The sequence below is a fragment of the Leucobacter sp. 1207-22 genome, from assembly GCF_052850455.1.
The window spans coordinates 318,161-332,511 of record NZ_VXCR01000003.1 but is presented as its reverse complement, the minus strand read 5'-3'; the positions used below and the strand labels follow the sequence as shown (position 1 = coordinate 332,511).

Below are 14,351 nucleotides of genomic sequence, written 5' to 3'. Positions count from 1 at the left end.
GCTGTAATTCTACGAGGAGAATCTGGTCGCGGATCACCGCAGGTACACCGTCATTTCACCATCACGATCAACCTCGGGCACGACTGGGTATCCCGCGATGCGGTTGTCGCCAACCACTCGGACGGCCGCATACACAGGAGCCGAAGTAGACAGCACGGATCCGCCGCTCAGTGCGACGGGCACGGCTGCACCCGCAGGAACCTTCACATCAGCGGTTGCGCCGCCCTTTGCGCGGACACTGACCTCGGCGGTCTCAGTTCCTGCGTTCGTGACAACCAGCTGGCCGCCACCGACCGCGGGAACCGCAACCGACGTGTCAGCACCGATGATTGGCGCAGCAGCAAACCACTCGTAATCCTGGCTTCCAAGCATGCGCGCAGCAGCACGTGCTGCTGCGTACACGGGAACGTCAGACTCGACGATGACCGCATTCGCCTTCGTCGGCCACTTTGGCACCACCAGCTCGCCCACGGTATTTGCCGCAAGATCAATGGTGCCGAGATCAGTGCTCGCGCCAGAGGCATCCACTGCCCGCACACGGGCTTGACCTTCGGCGCCATCTGCTGCAATCACACGCACAGTAACGGGAACCTCGTCGCCATCGCCAGCATCGCTCGCACGGTGTTCGCGGCCTGACACATCACGGTGTGTGACGCCAGGAATGACCGAGGTCTGTGCGGGTCGAAGCTGACGTGTTGCAGAAGAAATTGCGAAAGGTGTCAGGTCAGTAATGTGAGCGACGCTCAACGTCGCGGTTACTGGGGCTCCCGTACTGGTCACCTGCACAGCAAGACGCTCACGCTCGGGCGCGAAGCCGTTGAGAGAGACCGTTTGCTGACCACCTGCGGGAACGATGACGCCCGCAGACTCAGATGCGTCAACGCGACCGTTCTCGTCGTACACCGCCAGGTGCACCGTAGCGATCACATTCGATGGGTTGCCAATCGTCACCGTCGTTGTCACGCCGAGAGTGGAGGCACCACCGATGAGCCACTGGCTATTGGCCGGCTCCGTGCAGGTGGATGCTGCCGATCCTGCAACCGTCGGCGTCTTCACTTGGACGAGCTGCGCGGCACCGATGGTGTCACCTGCGACTCCGGTGTAGGTCTTTCCACCGTCTGTTGAGCCATTGAGCGGACGCAAAGTCTGCTCGTCGGCAGTAACGCCGTCCGCTCCTGCAAATGCAACGTCAACCGTACCGACAGGGATTGAGACGTCGGGACGACTCGGGTCTGCGCCAAGCTCACCGAATGGGCCAGCGCACACAAGCCGCTGAGCACCACCCTGCTGGGTATCAACACTTACGGCAAGCGGATCTCGCTCAATCTGGAACACCGGGCCTGTGCCGAGTATGATCGCGGCCGTCGCGGCAATGCCGGTGATGAGCAGACCGGTCGCGGCACGAACGCTGCCCCGAACAATGCTGGTGCGGCTACTCATGAGCGACCCTCCTCGGTGTTGGTGTCAGGCTCGGTTGTCACTGTGGACGCGTCGGTACCCGCAGCTGGCTCGGCAGCCTCGGGAGCTTCAGGAACTGCAAGAACCTCAGAAACCTCAGCAACCTCAGTTGTCTCGGTCGCCTCACGCATTGCTTCAGGCGAGACAGGAGCTGCCGTCACGTCAGCAACGGGTGCGTCCGGTGCAGGCGGCACCATCATGAAGCCGGGCGGGATCGGAGCGTTGGGGTCCACCGGTCCTTCGAGCACCGCGGCAACCTCTGGTGACTCGACAACGGGGGCGGAACCGGCAGCTGTCTCAGAGACCGCAGCTTCTGTTGCAGCCTCAACAGCTGGCTCCGGCTCGACGACAACGTCAGACGCTGCCACTTCAGATTCTTGCTCCGCCGCAGGCGCCAATTCGGCGTTCGTCGCGAGCGCAGCCTGAGCTGTCACACTCTGCTTCGCCTTCTTGGCCTTCTTCGGCTTCGCTGGCTTTTCAGGTTTTGCGGGCTTTTCAGGCCTCGCCTTCGCTGGACGCGCACGGCGTTCTGGCTGCTCGACGACCTCACCGGTTGGCAGGGCAAGCATGAACATGCCGAACAGCACGATGATCTGAATGATCCAAATCGTATGGCCGCTCAGGTTCGTCCCAGCGAGGACCCGAGCCGTTGAACCGGCTTCGGTCTTCTGCACGACGTCATCGGCTACACGCCACAGCAGACCCTGCTGCGTTGAACCAGCACTGAGCAACTCTGCGTGCTGCTCGAAAATGCGCTGCATCTCAGCATCTGCGCTCGCGTCAGGGCCGGGAGTCAACAGCACGAAGCTCACGCCAGCATCCTGCAACCGTTGTTCAACGGTCGGGTCACCGACTGAACCGAGTGCGCCAACGAGATCCGCGATTTCGGTGTCATGCGCGGTCGGTTCCTTACGGAAGTCGGCGGTACGCATCTGATCAAGGCGGGTGCCTGCTCCGAGCAGGATCTCGGCGCGAACAGCACGGTCACCCGTTGCTGTGAGTGCGAGCGTCCGAGTTGACGTATTCCCTGAGCCAGCAGCCTGCACGATCGCAGGAGTCTGCTGGCGCTGCTCTGCGAGCGGCACATTTCCGGAGGCGAGCGTCACCGCAAGCGGACCGACAGCGATCAGGGCACCGAGCACAGCGACAGAAACGACCGCAGGTGCTGCACGCCCGATCACCTCTGCGCCAAGCGCCGCAAGCGAGACAATTGCGAGCCAGTACAACGCGAGACCTGAGCCAGGCCACAGCGCGACTCCGGTGTCACCACTCGTCGTGAGAATGAGGTTGCTCGACATGATTGCCGTGAACATTCCCAAGCCACCGAGCAACGCACTGAGCACCGTGACCGCGATACGGCCGGTGTACAGACCGAGCAGTGCCAGCAGCGCGAGCGGCAGCATGAGCACACCGACCAGCAGTGTTGCTGGCGCACCGCCGAGACCGATGGTCTCGAAGATCTTGCCCCAGCCTTCAAGACCAAACTCTGGGAAGCCAAGCAGGAGGTGCCACGTGTTTCCAGGAGCGAAGGGCGAAACGGCCCCAGGATCCATGAAGATGTTCAGTGGCAGACCGTTCCACAGCGCGTGGATGATCTTCGGCGCAAACAGCACTGCTGGTGCGATCGCGACCGTGAGCACTCGAGCGATTCCGCGCACGCTGCTGAACAGCCCGACAAGCAGGAAGACCAGGGCGACAGGAAGCAAGACCGGAGCACAGGCAAGTGCGACTGCGGCAAGCAGCGATGCGGTCCCAGCCCAGCTCCATGACTCACGGCAACGCGTCGCTGCGAGCAATAGCCACGGCAGCACGATCGCGAGGATCAAGGTCGTGAGTCGACCAGCAGCGATAGAACCGAGGAGCACCGGGCTCAGCCCAAAGCCAAGAGCGGTGATGGCACGGCCAGCGCGCGACTCAGTGAGCTGGGCAGCCCAGGTCCAAGCACCCATCGCCGACAGCGGAATCGCGACAATAACGAGGAGCACGAGCGCGTGCGAGGGATTCCAGAAGGTGAGCGAACCGAGGACCGCAAGTACCCAGGTAAATGGATCAGCAGGTACACCATCAATCATGCGAGTGTTACGCCACAGTTCGGCGAAATCGCTGAGGGGCGCCATGCCGCCGCCGCTCAGGCTCGTCTGCGGAATCGCCCACCACGTCATCCCGATTGCGAGCACCGTCGCAGCAATTAGCACCGCGAGCCCGCCGGTCGAGATGAAGTGAATCTCACGGCGCTGACGGCCCTGCGCCGCAAGGATCGCCTCTCGGTCAATCATTCGAGCGGTGCGCACATGCTTCTGATCGATACGCAATTGGCGGATCGCAGGCCACCCAACATGCGACGCATCTTTCACACGTTTGCGTGATTGCAGCAGCATCTGCGGGCGCAGGAACACGGTCCAGGCGGAAACAAACTCGCCAAGCATGTTTCCCGGCTGCTCTCGGATGAGGGCCCACGCTACTCGCGCGATCGATAGGAACGGTAGACCGAGCCACATGAGCACCGCAAGGTATGCGGGCGAATATGCGATGCGGCGGTGCAGGTGCGCAACGCGAGCCTGCTTGTGTGCTTGCCGCAGCACAGAACGGCTCCGGTCGATCCGCGGGCCAGCGACACCGCTGCGCGCGAATCGTACGCGCGATTCGGCTGCAACCTCTACACGGTACCCGGCGATACGCGTGCGCACACAGAAGTCCAGGCCATCGTCGTAGGTCGCGTAAGCGGGGTCGAAGCCGCCAAGCTGTGCCCAGATGTCAGCACGCACAAGCATGCCGACAGGGCCAACGCCCATGACATCTTGCATGTGGTCGTACTGCTGTTGGTCGAGCTCCTGGCGGCGCAGGAGCCAACGTGAACCGCGCTTGGTGAGACTCTGACCCAGTTCGATGATGCGCTCGGGATGGTCCCAGTCAACAAGCTTGGGGCCAGCGACAACGACCGAAGGTGCGACCTCGACGCGCGAAAGGATGTGATCGAGCGCCTCGGGTTCTGGGCAGGCGTCCTCGCTCAGCAGCCAGAACCAGTCTGTCTCGTCGCCAGAAGCTGGCTCCGCTGGCGGTCGATTCTCCACGCCCTGCGCGACCGCGCGACCAAATGACACCTTGGAGGGCAGCGCGACAATCGCGTCTACCCCGGCCTCGCGGAGCTGATTGTCCACACGAGTGCCGCCGCCGTTGTTTACCGCGACAAGGGTCGCCGGCACACGGGTCTGCGACCTAATCCCAGAAACTGTTTCGTTGAGCCATTCTCCACCCTGGTTGGCGACGAGAACGACGGTAACTTTGCTGCGCATATGGCGGCCAGTTTATGTTGCGACCTTGGCGACAGGCTGGAGGCGTGCCGCGATCTGTCGATCAGCACGACACGCGATTGGGTATGCAGCTGCCACCGAGAGATCGGATGAGCGGATCGCGGCCTTAGATAGCTTCGCGGCGCAGCTTGCGGCGCTCTCGTTCAGAGAGGCCACCCCAGATGCCGAAACGCTCGTCGTTTTCAAGCGCGTACTCAAGGCATTCAGCGCGAACTTCGCAGCTCTCGCAGATGCGCTTAGCTTCACGAGTCGATCCGCCCTTTTCAGGGAAGAACGCCTCAGGGTCGGTCTGCGCGCACAGCGCGTCGCCCTGCCAAGCGAGTACTTCATCATCCTGGCGTACGCCCGGCATGCCAAGCAGAACCGGATCCACATACCAATCACCCGGGATGTGAGCGCGCGCTGGTGTCGTCATCTGTACATCTCCTCCGGGTAAAACATTGTTCGAGCCACGTCTTCGTGGGTCGTCAATAATTACACCGTTGTGATTCACATAAGTCAAGTCCGAAAGTGTAAACCGTGATTCGTGAATTCCTCAGCTTTGCGAGGCTGCGTGTCGCCAAATTCAGCCATAGAATGACAGTCATGTCTGAATTTCTGCGCGTTGCATCGGTGAACGTCAACGGCATTCGTGCCGCTTACCGCAAGGGCATGGGCGAGTGGCTCGACGCTAGTGGCGTCGACATTCTCGCGCTCCAGGAGGTGCGTGCCCAAGATGAGCACCTGCAGGAATTCCTCGGCGAGCAGGGCTGGCATTGGCTCCACGACCCCTGCGAAATCAAGGGCAGAGCGGGTGTTGCGATTGCAAGTCGTGTGCCGTCGACCGCTCACCGCGTTGGCCTGGGTGCCGCTGATGAGCAAGACACCATCCAGTCTTCGGGCCGCTGGCTCGAGGCCGACTTCGCGCTCGGCGACAAGAGCATTACCGTCATCAGCAACTACACCCACTCAGGCGAGGTCGGCACTCCGCGTCAGGACGCAAAGTTCGCGTTCCTCACCGCAATGGGCCAGCGAATGACCGAACTTGAGCGCGACCACGAGCATGTTGCGATTGTTGGCGATTTCAACGTTGGGCACCGCGAGTTCGACATCAAGAACTGGAAGGGCAACGTCAAGAAGTCTGGCTTCCTCCCCCAGGAACGCGCATACTTCGACAGGTTCTTCGGTCCCCGCGGCGAGACCGTGACCGGCGTCGACGGTTCAGAGGGTCCCGGCCTCGGCTGGATTGACGTCGGCCGCACCTGGGCTGGCGAGGTCGACGGCCCATACTCGTGGTGGTCAAACCGTGGCCAGGCATTCGTGAATGACACCGGTTGGCGCATTGACTACCACGTCGTGACCCCCGCCCTCGCAGAGCGCGTTGTTGACTACCGAGTCGACCGTTACCCCTCTTATGACGCTCGCTGGTCCGACCACGCACCCGTCATCGCGGACTACCGCATCTAACTCACGGCGCAATCCGCTGCGCCGGTCAGGGCGCGGATCGCGACCCCTTGGCGCACACATTCTTTCGCAGCCGAACATCACCAGTATTAAGAAGCAGTAATGACTGAACAGAACACCCCAGCAAAGCCCGTCATCTTCTCGGGCATGCAGCCCTCAAGCGATTCACTCCAGCTTGGTAACTACATTGGCGCTCTCAGCCAGTGGACGCAGATGCAGGAAGACTACGACGCGTTCTTCTGCGTGGTGAATCTGCACGCAATCACCGTTCCGCAGGACCCACAAGAACTCGCTGCTCGTACCCGCCGCACCGCGGCGCAGTACATCGCGGCTGGCATTGATCCTGCGAAGTCGACGCTGTTCGTGCAGTCGCATGTTTCGGCGCACGCCGAGCTTGCGTGGCTCCTCAACACCCTCACCGGTTTTGGTGAGGCAAGCCGCATGACGCAGTTTAAGGACAAGACGCAGAAGAAGGGTATCGAGGCATCGTCAGTTGGCCTCTTCACCTACCCCATCCTCATGGCATCTGACATTCTGCTATACCAGGCGAACGCTGTGCCCGTTGGCGAAGATCAGCGCCAGCACGTCGAGCTCACCCGCGACCTCGCGCAGCGCTTTAACTCGCGCTTCGGCGACACCTTTGTCGTGCCAGAAGCGGTCATTCCGAAGGGTTCGGCCAAGATCTACGATCTCCAGAACCCGACCGCGAAGATGTCGAAGTCTGCAGAGACCGAAGCCGGCCTGATCAAGGTGCTCGATCCGGCGAACGTGACGACAAAGAAGATCATGCGCGCCGTCACCGACGACGAGGCAGAGATTCGCTTCGACCGCGAGGCAAAGCCTGGCGTTTCGAACCTCCTCACCATCTTCTCGGTGCTGGGTAATCGCACGATTGCATCCCTCGAGGAAGAGTTCGCTGGCCTGGGCTATGGCCACCTGAAGAAGGCAGTCGCAGAGGTCGTCGACGCTGAGCTCGCTCCAGTACGCGCACGTACTGAGGAGCTCCTTGCAGACCCCGCTGAGCTGGATCGTCTGCTCGCAGGCGCCGCTGACCGCGCAAACGAGGTCGCCCAGGCATCGCTCAACCGCGCATACGATGCGATGGGCATTCTGCGTCGCTAACTCCTGGCGCTGAGCAAAGAGGTGGTGTGCGGGTTACTCGCACACCACCTCTTTTATTCCCGCGTTTACGTATTTTTTTGGCGTTCCGCTCCAGGCAGAAATCTGCCCGCTCTCAGACGGCAACTATTACAGTAGAAATGTGTTCCGGGGTTGGTGAGATTCCAAACCGGCGGTGAAAGTCCGCGAGCACTCGCAGCCTGCGGGTGTTGAACCGGTGAAATTCCGGTACCGACGGTAGTGGTGTGTGCAGTGCACACACTTAGTCCGGATGAGAGGAACGCGGCCCGTCGGTGACCCCGACGGCGTTCTGCGAACCCGGTCACGCTTGAGAAATGGCGGATTCGGATGACTGAGCAGACATCGCAACGCACGGTCGTTGACGCGATGCAGCGTGCGCTCACAATCGCTGCGCGCGGCCCCGCCGACAACGCGAACCCGCAAGTTGGATGCGTCTTCATCGATGCCGATGGACGCATCGTTGCTGAGGGATGGCATGAGGGTGCTGGCACTCAGCACGCAGAGACTTCCGCGCTCGCTCACCTGCCCGCAGAGTGGCGCGACCGCATGGCCGAGCTCACCGCCGTGGTCACACTTGAGCCGTGCAATCACACTGGGCGCACCGGTCCGTGCGCTGTCGCCCTTGCAGAGGCCGGAGTTGGCGCGGTTGTGTACGCGCTCAAGGACCCTGGCAAGGCAGAGGGCGGCGGATCCGCGACCCTGCAAGCTGCTGGCATTCCCGTGACCGGAGGCGTGCTCGCTGCCTCGGCAGAGGAGCTGCTCAGTGGTTGGCTCACACGCCAAGCTGCGGCGAGCGCACACGTGACATCACCAGCGGCAGCGTCGCATGCTGCGATGGCGTCCAGCCCGCGAGTGATCGTGAAGTGGGCGCAAACGCTCGACGGTCGTGCCGCGGCAGCTGATGGTTCGAGTCAGTGGATCACCGGCCCCGAGGCGCGCGCTGATGTGCACGTGCGTCGTGCACAGGCTGACGCAATCCTTGTTGGCACTGGCACCCTGCTCGCAGATGATCCATCGCTCACTGCCCGCGCGGCCGATGGCTCGCTGTTGGTTCCGCCAGCTGAACAGCCGCTTCCAATCGTGCTTGGGCGGCGAGAGATTCCGGCGGACGCGAAGATCTTGCAGCATCCGGCGCTTGCCGGTCGCGGCTTGACGGCCCCGATCCACCTCACCGGTGAAGATCTCGCTGCCGACTTCGCCCAGCTCGCAGTGCAGGGCATCACTTCGGTCTTCGTGGAAGGCGGGCCCCAGGTCGCGAGCGCGATCATCGCGGCTGGCCTCGCCGACGAGGTACTCGTCTATGTCGCTCCCGCGCTTCTCGGCGGTGAGAAGCTCGCAGTCCGCGACCTAGGAATCCCGACGATGTCGCACATCATCCGCCTGCAGGATGCCCAGATTTCACAGCTTGGCGACGACCTCCTCGTTGTCGCTGTGCCGACCAACCACACAGAGGAGAACTGACCATGTTCACCGGACTCATTGAAGAAATCGGCGAAGTCGTCGATATCTCCCCAGTCGGGGACTCATTGCGACTCACCATCGCTGGCCCGCTCGTCACCTCCGACGCAACCCACGGCACTTCGATCTGCGTTTCGGGTGTGTGCCTCACGGTCATCGAGCAGGGTCAGACTGCTGACGGCCGTGGTACGTTCACCGCTGATGTGATGGCGCAGTCGATCCGCATGTCAGCGCTCGCTGATCTCACGGTTGGGAGCAGGGTCAATCTCGAGCGGGCCGCCCGTCTCGATACCCGCCTAGGCGGCCATATCGTGCAGGGTCACGTAGACGGCACCGCGACGCTTCTCTCTATTACGCCAGAAGACAATTGGAAGACGTACCGCTTCGCGATCGGTGTTGAGCTCGCTCCGCTGCTTGTTGACAAGGGTTCCGTGACGCTTTCGGGTACGTCACTCACGGTTTCAGACATCTCGGCTGCGGATCAGACCGAACAGTGGTTTGAGGTTTCACTCATTCCTGAGACGCTTGTAGCAACGATCCTTGGCTCGCTCGCCCCCGGTGACCGCGTCAATGTCGAGACCGACATCATTGCCCGCCACGTTGCGCGCATGCTCCAGTTTGACCGCCCCGTACACGAACTTCCCTCTTCCATCACCACCAACGAAGGATTCCGCTCATGAGCATTCCTGGTATCTCCAGCATCGAAGAAGCGATTGCAGCGATTGCGGACGGGCGCCCCGTCATCGTCGCTGACAATGAGAATCGTGAGAACGAGGGCGATGTCATTCTCTCGGCTGAGCTTGCAACTCCTGAGTGGATCGCATGGACCGTTCGCTGGTCATCGGGCCTGCTCTGCGCCCCGATGTCGAATGAGATCGCGAATCAGCTCGACCTGCCCATGATGGTGGAGCGGAACGAAGACGTGCGTGGCACGGCGTACACCGTCACGGTTGACGCGGCCGAGGGCGTGACCACCGGCATCAGCGCGAGTGACCGCACCCAGACGCTACGTACCCTTGCGAACCCTGAGTCCACCCCCACGAGTGTCAATCGCCCCGGCCACATCCTTCCGCTACGAGCGGTTGATGGCGGCGTACGCGTGCGCGACGGCCACACTGAGGCTGGCGTCGAACTCATGCGTCTCGCTGGTCTGCGCGAGGTCGCTGTGATCGCAGAGATCGTCGCAGAAGACGGCGAGATGATGCGTCTGCCTGGCCTCGTCGAACTGGGTGCCCGCGAGGGAGTGCCGGTTATCACGATCGAACAGCTCATCGCGTACCTGAACGAGCACGACCCCGCAGGCTGCCCTGCTGCTGCGGATCGTCACAGCCGTCGCGTGAGCCGCCGCGCTGACACCCTGTTGCCGACTTCGCACGGTGACTTCCGCACACTCGCCTACCGTGACCGTCGCACGGGTGTGGATCACCTCGCGCTCGTCGCGCTCAACGCACAGGGTGAGCTGCCTGGCAAGGACGCACTCGTACGTGTGCACTCTGAGTGCATCACCGGCGAGGCGTTCGGTTCGCTGAAGTGCGAGTGTGGCCCGCAGCTCGAAGCCGCAATGGATCGTGTGCACGAGGAGGGCGGCGTTGTCGTCTACCTGCGTGGCCAGGAGGGTCGTGGCATCGGCCTTGCAAACAAGCTTCGTGCGTACCAGCTGCAGGAGCAGGGCGTCGATACCCTTGACGCCAACGTTCGTCTTGGCCTGCCTGCTGATGCCCGTGATTACACCGCTGCGGCAGAGATCTTCGCTGATCTCGGCATCCCCTCGGTACGGCTGCTCACAAACAACCCAGACAAGGTTGCACAGCTTGAGGAGCACGGCATCGTCGTGACCGAGCGCGTTCCCCTCGTCGTCGGTGTGAACGAAACGAATGTCGGCTACCTCAACGCGAAGCGTGACCGTATGGGTCACCAGCTTCCCGATTCCATCTAAGTTCAAGGAGTACTCATGAGTGGCGCAGGAGCACCTGATCTTCGCGTAGACGCGACCGGTCTTCGGGTGGCCGTTATCGCTGGCAGTTGGCACCAGGAGATCATGAACGATCTCATCAAGGGTGCGCACGAGACCATCATGGGGATGGGGGCGGATCACACCCTGTTCCGCGTGGGTGGCGCTTTCGAGCTGCCGCTCGCAGCGCAGGCTGCGCTCACCCCTGCCGAGCAGGGTGGCGGCGGCTTCGACGCGGTCGTGTGCCTCGGCATCATCATTCGTGGCGGCACCCCGCACTTCGATTTCGTCGCAAATGCCGTGACTGACGGCCTCACCCGTGTCCAGCTCGATACCGGCCGCCCCGTTGGCTTCGGCATTCTCACGACTGACAACGAGCAGCAGGCAATCGACCGCTCAGGTGCGCCAGGTGCGCCCGAGTCCAAGGGTCAGGAAGCCGCAGAGGCAGCACTCCATCTCGCGGTCACCGCACGTCACATTCGCACTGAGGGCCCCTCGATGCGGCTCGTGCCTGGCACACCACAGGCCTAGTCCAGTTGGGGGGTGAGAGTGCGTGGCACCAGACGACATGTGCAGCGCGTGGCTGCGCCTGCCGTTGCATGCGTCGTGATGGCGGCTTGCGCGCTCTCACTCTCTGCATGCGCTGAGGCAGACACTGGACACGGCCCTGGCAGCGCAACTCCGGGCAGTGCGGTGAGTGGCGCGGTACCAGAACTCCCGGTAGGTGCAACGCCTGACTATCAGCTCGGCGGCGCATACGATCCGGCAGCTGAGGTCGGCATCGTGGGCCGAGATCGGACGGATCCCCCAGCCGACGGCGTCTACTCCATTTGCTACGTGAACGGCTTCCAAACCCAACCGGGAGAACTTGCGTCCTGGCCAGACGATCTGCTGCTACAGCGCGCGGGAGAACCTGTCTACGACCCTGCCTGGCCAGACGAGGTGCTGCTCGACACCTCGACGGCTGAGTCACGCGCTGGGATTGTCGCGCGTGTGAAGCCATGGATCGAACAGTGCGCCGAGGACGGCTTCAACGCAGTCGAATTCGACAACCTCGATACCTTTGAGCGTTCACACGGAGCCCTCACACAGTCAGACAACGCAGAACTCGCACAAGCGTTTGTCACCGTTGCACACGACGTGGGCCTCGCAGCAGGCCAGAAGAATGCGCCTGCCTATGCGGCATCACTCAAGCAATCCGCTGGCTTCGACTTTGCCGTCAGCGAGTCGTGCGGTGCCTACGACGAGTGTGGGCTCTACACCCAGACGTACGGCGAACAGGTCATCGACATCGAGTATCCCGAGTCGCTCGCTGACACGCACAACTCGTTTGCAGCGGTCTGCGCGGCGCATGGTGATCCCACCTGGATGGTGCTGCGAGACCGTGACCTGACGCAGCCCGGTTCTCCTGGGTATACATTCGACACCTGCGCGTAAAATCTCAGCCAGCCGCACCCGCACAGCGTCTCGTTTCCGTCACGAGTGTGCAATGAGCGCAATTCTCAGGCATGTGTCCAGCCGTGCTGGCGTAAGGTGTTGGGGTGGCTGAAACGTCTGATGTAACCGCTCCCGGCTCGACCAACGAATCAATGCAAGCTTCGTCGAAGCGCTCGCGTCGGGGCGCGTCCAGATCGGCCCGCAGTGCGTCCTCGCAACCACGTGGGCCAAGGGCTTCATTCAAGGAGCTCCTCCCGTACCTCTTCGAGCAGCGCAAACTTCTGGTCGTTGCCCTCGTGCTCGGCGTCGTCGCTGCCATCGCCTCGCTGGTGCAACCTCCGATGCTCGGCCTCATCATCAACAAGGTGCAGGCAGGCGAGGCGCTCGGTGGCCTCCTCGCACTGCTCACTGGCATCGTTGTGGTTGGCGCGATCCTCAGTGGCATTCAGCATTTCGTGCTGCAGCGGATGGGCGAAGGTGTGGTGCTCACGAGCCGCAAGCGCCTGATTGCAAAGATCATGAACTTGCCCATCTCGCAGTTCGACCAGCGCCGCACTGGCGACCTCGTCTCCCGCGTTGGTAGCGACACCACCATGCTGCGCGCAGTCCTCACTCAGGGGCTTGTAGAGGCAATCAGCGGCCTCCTCGTCTTCGTCGGTGCACTCATCGGCATGCTCGTCATCGACCCAGTTCTCTTCGGTATGACATTCGCGGTCATCGTGATCGCCCTCATCACCGTCGTGCTCATTTCGGGCCAGATCCGCCCAGCAGTCGCTCGCTCCCAGGAGAAGGTCGGCGACCTCGCAGCACAGGTAGATCGTTCGATTTCGTCGATCCGCACCATTCGCGCTGCTGGTGCGACCGAGCGCGAAGAAGCCGCGACTGTGCAGGATGCAACCGAGGCCTACACGCTTGGGTTGAAGGTCGCAAAGATCTCGGCGTTCATCGTGCCGATCTCGTTCCTCGCAATGCAGCTGTCGTTCCTAATCGTGCTCGGCCTTGGCGGCTTCCGCGTCGCCACGGGCGCCATCACCATCGCGCAGCTTGTTACGTTCATCATCTTCCTGTTCCTCATGGTGATGCCACTCGGTCAGGCGTTTGGCGCGATCTCAGCAGTGAACCAGGCGCTTGGCGCTCTCGGCCGTATCCAAGAGATCACGGCGCTTGAGACCGAGACCGAACGCGACGCGGATCGCTCCCCCACCGGCAAGATCGTCCCGCTCGCAACGGTGAGCGATGACGCGGCTCCCGCGATCCGCTTCGATGATGTCCACTTCAACTACCGGTCGGCTGCACCAGAGCGCGCGGATGCGCGGGACCTCGTGCGTTCGTCTGGCCGTGGTGCCCGACGCGATATGGAAGCCGCGCCAGCCACCATCGTGGAAACACAGGTACTGCACGGCGTCACTTTCGATGTGCCGCGCGGATCCCGCGTCGCCCTCGTTGGCCCCTCCGGTGCTGGCAAGTCGACCATTCTCGGGCTGATCGAGCGCTTCTACGACCCCGCCGCTGGCGTCGTCTCGATGCACGGCGCTGACCTGCGCCTCCTCGATCGCCGCGAGCTGCGCTCACAGATGGGATACGTCGAGCAAGACGCTCCGGTACTTGCAGGCACGCTGCGCGACAACCTTCGACTCGCTTCCCCCGATGCATCTGACGCGGCATGCGAACGCGTGTTGCGCGCCGTGAACCTCGGCGGTCTGCTCGACCGCACGCAGGATCAGCTCGACCGCGGGACGGCGCCAGCGCTCGCTTCGGTACTCGATCTGCCCGTTGGCGAGAATGGCATCATGCTCTCCGGCGGCGAGAAGCAACGACTCGCAATCGCCCGCGCGCTGTTGACTGCTCCCCCGATTCTGCTGCTTGATGAGTCGACCGCCTCACTCGACGGCGTTAACGAGCGTCTCATGCGTGAGGCGCTTGATTCGGTCTCGACCGGGCGTACGCTCATCGTCATTGCGCATCGTCTCTCGACGGTTGTGGACTCTGACAAGATCATCGTGCTCGACGGTGGCAAGGTCGTTGGCGAAGGCACCCACGCCGAGCTTGTCGAATCGACCCCGCTGTACCGCGAGCTTGCGCAGCACCAGCTCCTCGTCCCTAAGGATGACGCCTAGCTCTCGCATACACGCAAGGGGGGCTCCGAACGCTGT

11 protein-coding genes and 1 riboswitch are annotated in these 14,351 nt (G+C 62.4%); of the genes, 8 read left to right on the top strand and 3 right to left on the bottom strand.

Annotated elements, in window-relative coordinates; genetic code table 11:
• Positions 1-33: 33 nt before the first annotated feature.
• From FW756_RS07245 to FW756_RS07235, 3 genes are all read right to left on the bottom strand, one after another.
• A complete protein-coding gene (locus FW756_RS07245; protein ID WP_446429485.1) occupies positions 34-1,440 on the bottom strand; it encodes a DUF5719 family protein in 1,407 nt (468 codons plus the stop codon).
• Positions 1,437-4,751 carry a glycosyltransferase gene (locus FW756_RS07240; RefSeq protein WP_446429484.1) on the bottom strand — a complete coding sequence of 1,105 codons (3,315 nt, stop codon included), beginning with the start codon at positions 4,749-4,751 and terminating at the stop codon, positions 1,437-1,439. Before FW756_RS07240 ends, FW756_RS07245 begins: the two co-directional genes overlap by 4 nt.
• 124 nt (positions 4,752-4,875) lie before the next feature.
• The gene (locus tag FW756_RS07235) at positions 4,876-5,184 is read right to left on the bottom strand and encodes a WhiB family transcriptional regulator (protein ID WP_446429483.1); all 309 of its coding nucleotides are present in this window, start codon (positions 5,182-5,184) and stop codon (positions 4,876-4,878) included.
• A 170-nt stretch (positions 5,185-5,354) separates the two neighbouring features.
• Between FW756_RS07235 and FW756_RS07230 the strand changes: the two genes are divergently transcribed.
• From FW756_RS07230 to FW756_RS07195, 8 genes are all read left to right on the top strand, one after another.
• Positions 5,355-6,215, top strand: coding sequence for an exodeoxyribonuclease III (locus FW756_RS07230; protein WP_446429482.1), 861 nt, complete (start codon positions 5,355-5,357; stop codon positions 6,213-6,215).
• Between the two features lie 99 nt (positions 6,216-6,314).
• The gene (gene trpS / locus FW756_RS07225) at positions 6,315-7,334 is read left to right on the top strand and encodes a tryptophan--tRNA ligase (protein ID WP_446429481.1); all 1,020 of its coding nucleotides are present in this window, start codon (positions 6,315-6,317) and stop codon (positions 7,332-7,334) included.
• A gap of 136 nt (positions 7,335-7,470) precedes the next feature.
• Positions 7,471-7,618, top strand: a riboswitch (FMN riboswitch).
• Between the two features lie 61 nt (positions 7,619-7,679).
• Positions 7,680-8,813 (top strand): bifunctional diaminohydroxyphosphoribosylaminopyrimidine deaminase/5-amino-6-(5-phosphoribosylamino)uracil reductase RibD, encoded by a 1,134-nt coding sequence (ribD, locus tag FW756_RS07220; RefSeq protein ID WP_446429480.1) that lies wholly within the window; start codon positions 7,680-7,682, stop codon positions 8,811-8,813.
• A gap of 2 nt (positions 8,814-8,815) precedes the next feature.
• Complete coding sequence (locus FW756_RS07215; RefSeq protein WP_446429479.1) at positions 8,816-9,490, top strand: riboflavin synthase; 675 nt, start codon at positions 8,816-8,818, stop codon at positions 9,488-9,490.
• A complete protein-coding gene (gene ribA / locus FW756_RS07210) occupies positions 9,487-10,746 on the top strand; it encodes a GTP cyclohydrolase II (RefSeq protein WP_446429478.1) in 1,260 nt (419 codons plus the stop codon). Before FW756_RS07215 ends, ribA begins: the two co-directional genes overlap by 4 nt.
• A gap of 15 nt (positions 10,747-10,761) precedes the next feature.
• Positions 10,762-11,292 (top strand): 6,7-dimethyl-8-ribityllumazine synthase, encoded by a 531-nt coding sequence (gene ribH / locus FW756_RS07205; protein WP_446429477.1) that lies wholly within the window; start codon positions 10,762-10,764, stop codon positions 11,290-11,292.
• 48 nt (positions 11,293-11,340) lie between these two features.
• Positions 11,341-12,198, top strand: a complete 858-nt coding sequence (locus FW756_RS07200) for an endo alpha-1,4 polygalactosaminidase (protein ID WP_446429476.1) — start codon at positions 11,341-11,343, stop codon at positions 12,196-12,198.
• Between the two features lie 152 nt (positions 12,199-12,350).
• Positions 12,351-14,315, top strand: coding sequence for an ABC transporter ATP-binding protein (locus FW756_RS07195; RefSeq protein ID WP_446429668.1), 1,965 nt, complete (start codon positions 12,351-12,353; stop codon positions 14,313-14,315).
• Positions 14,316-14,351: the final 36 nt, after the last annotated feature.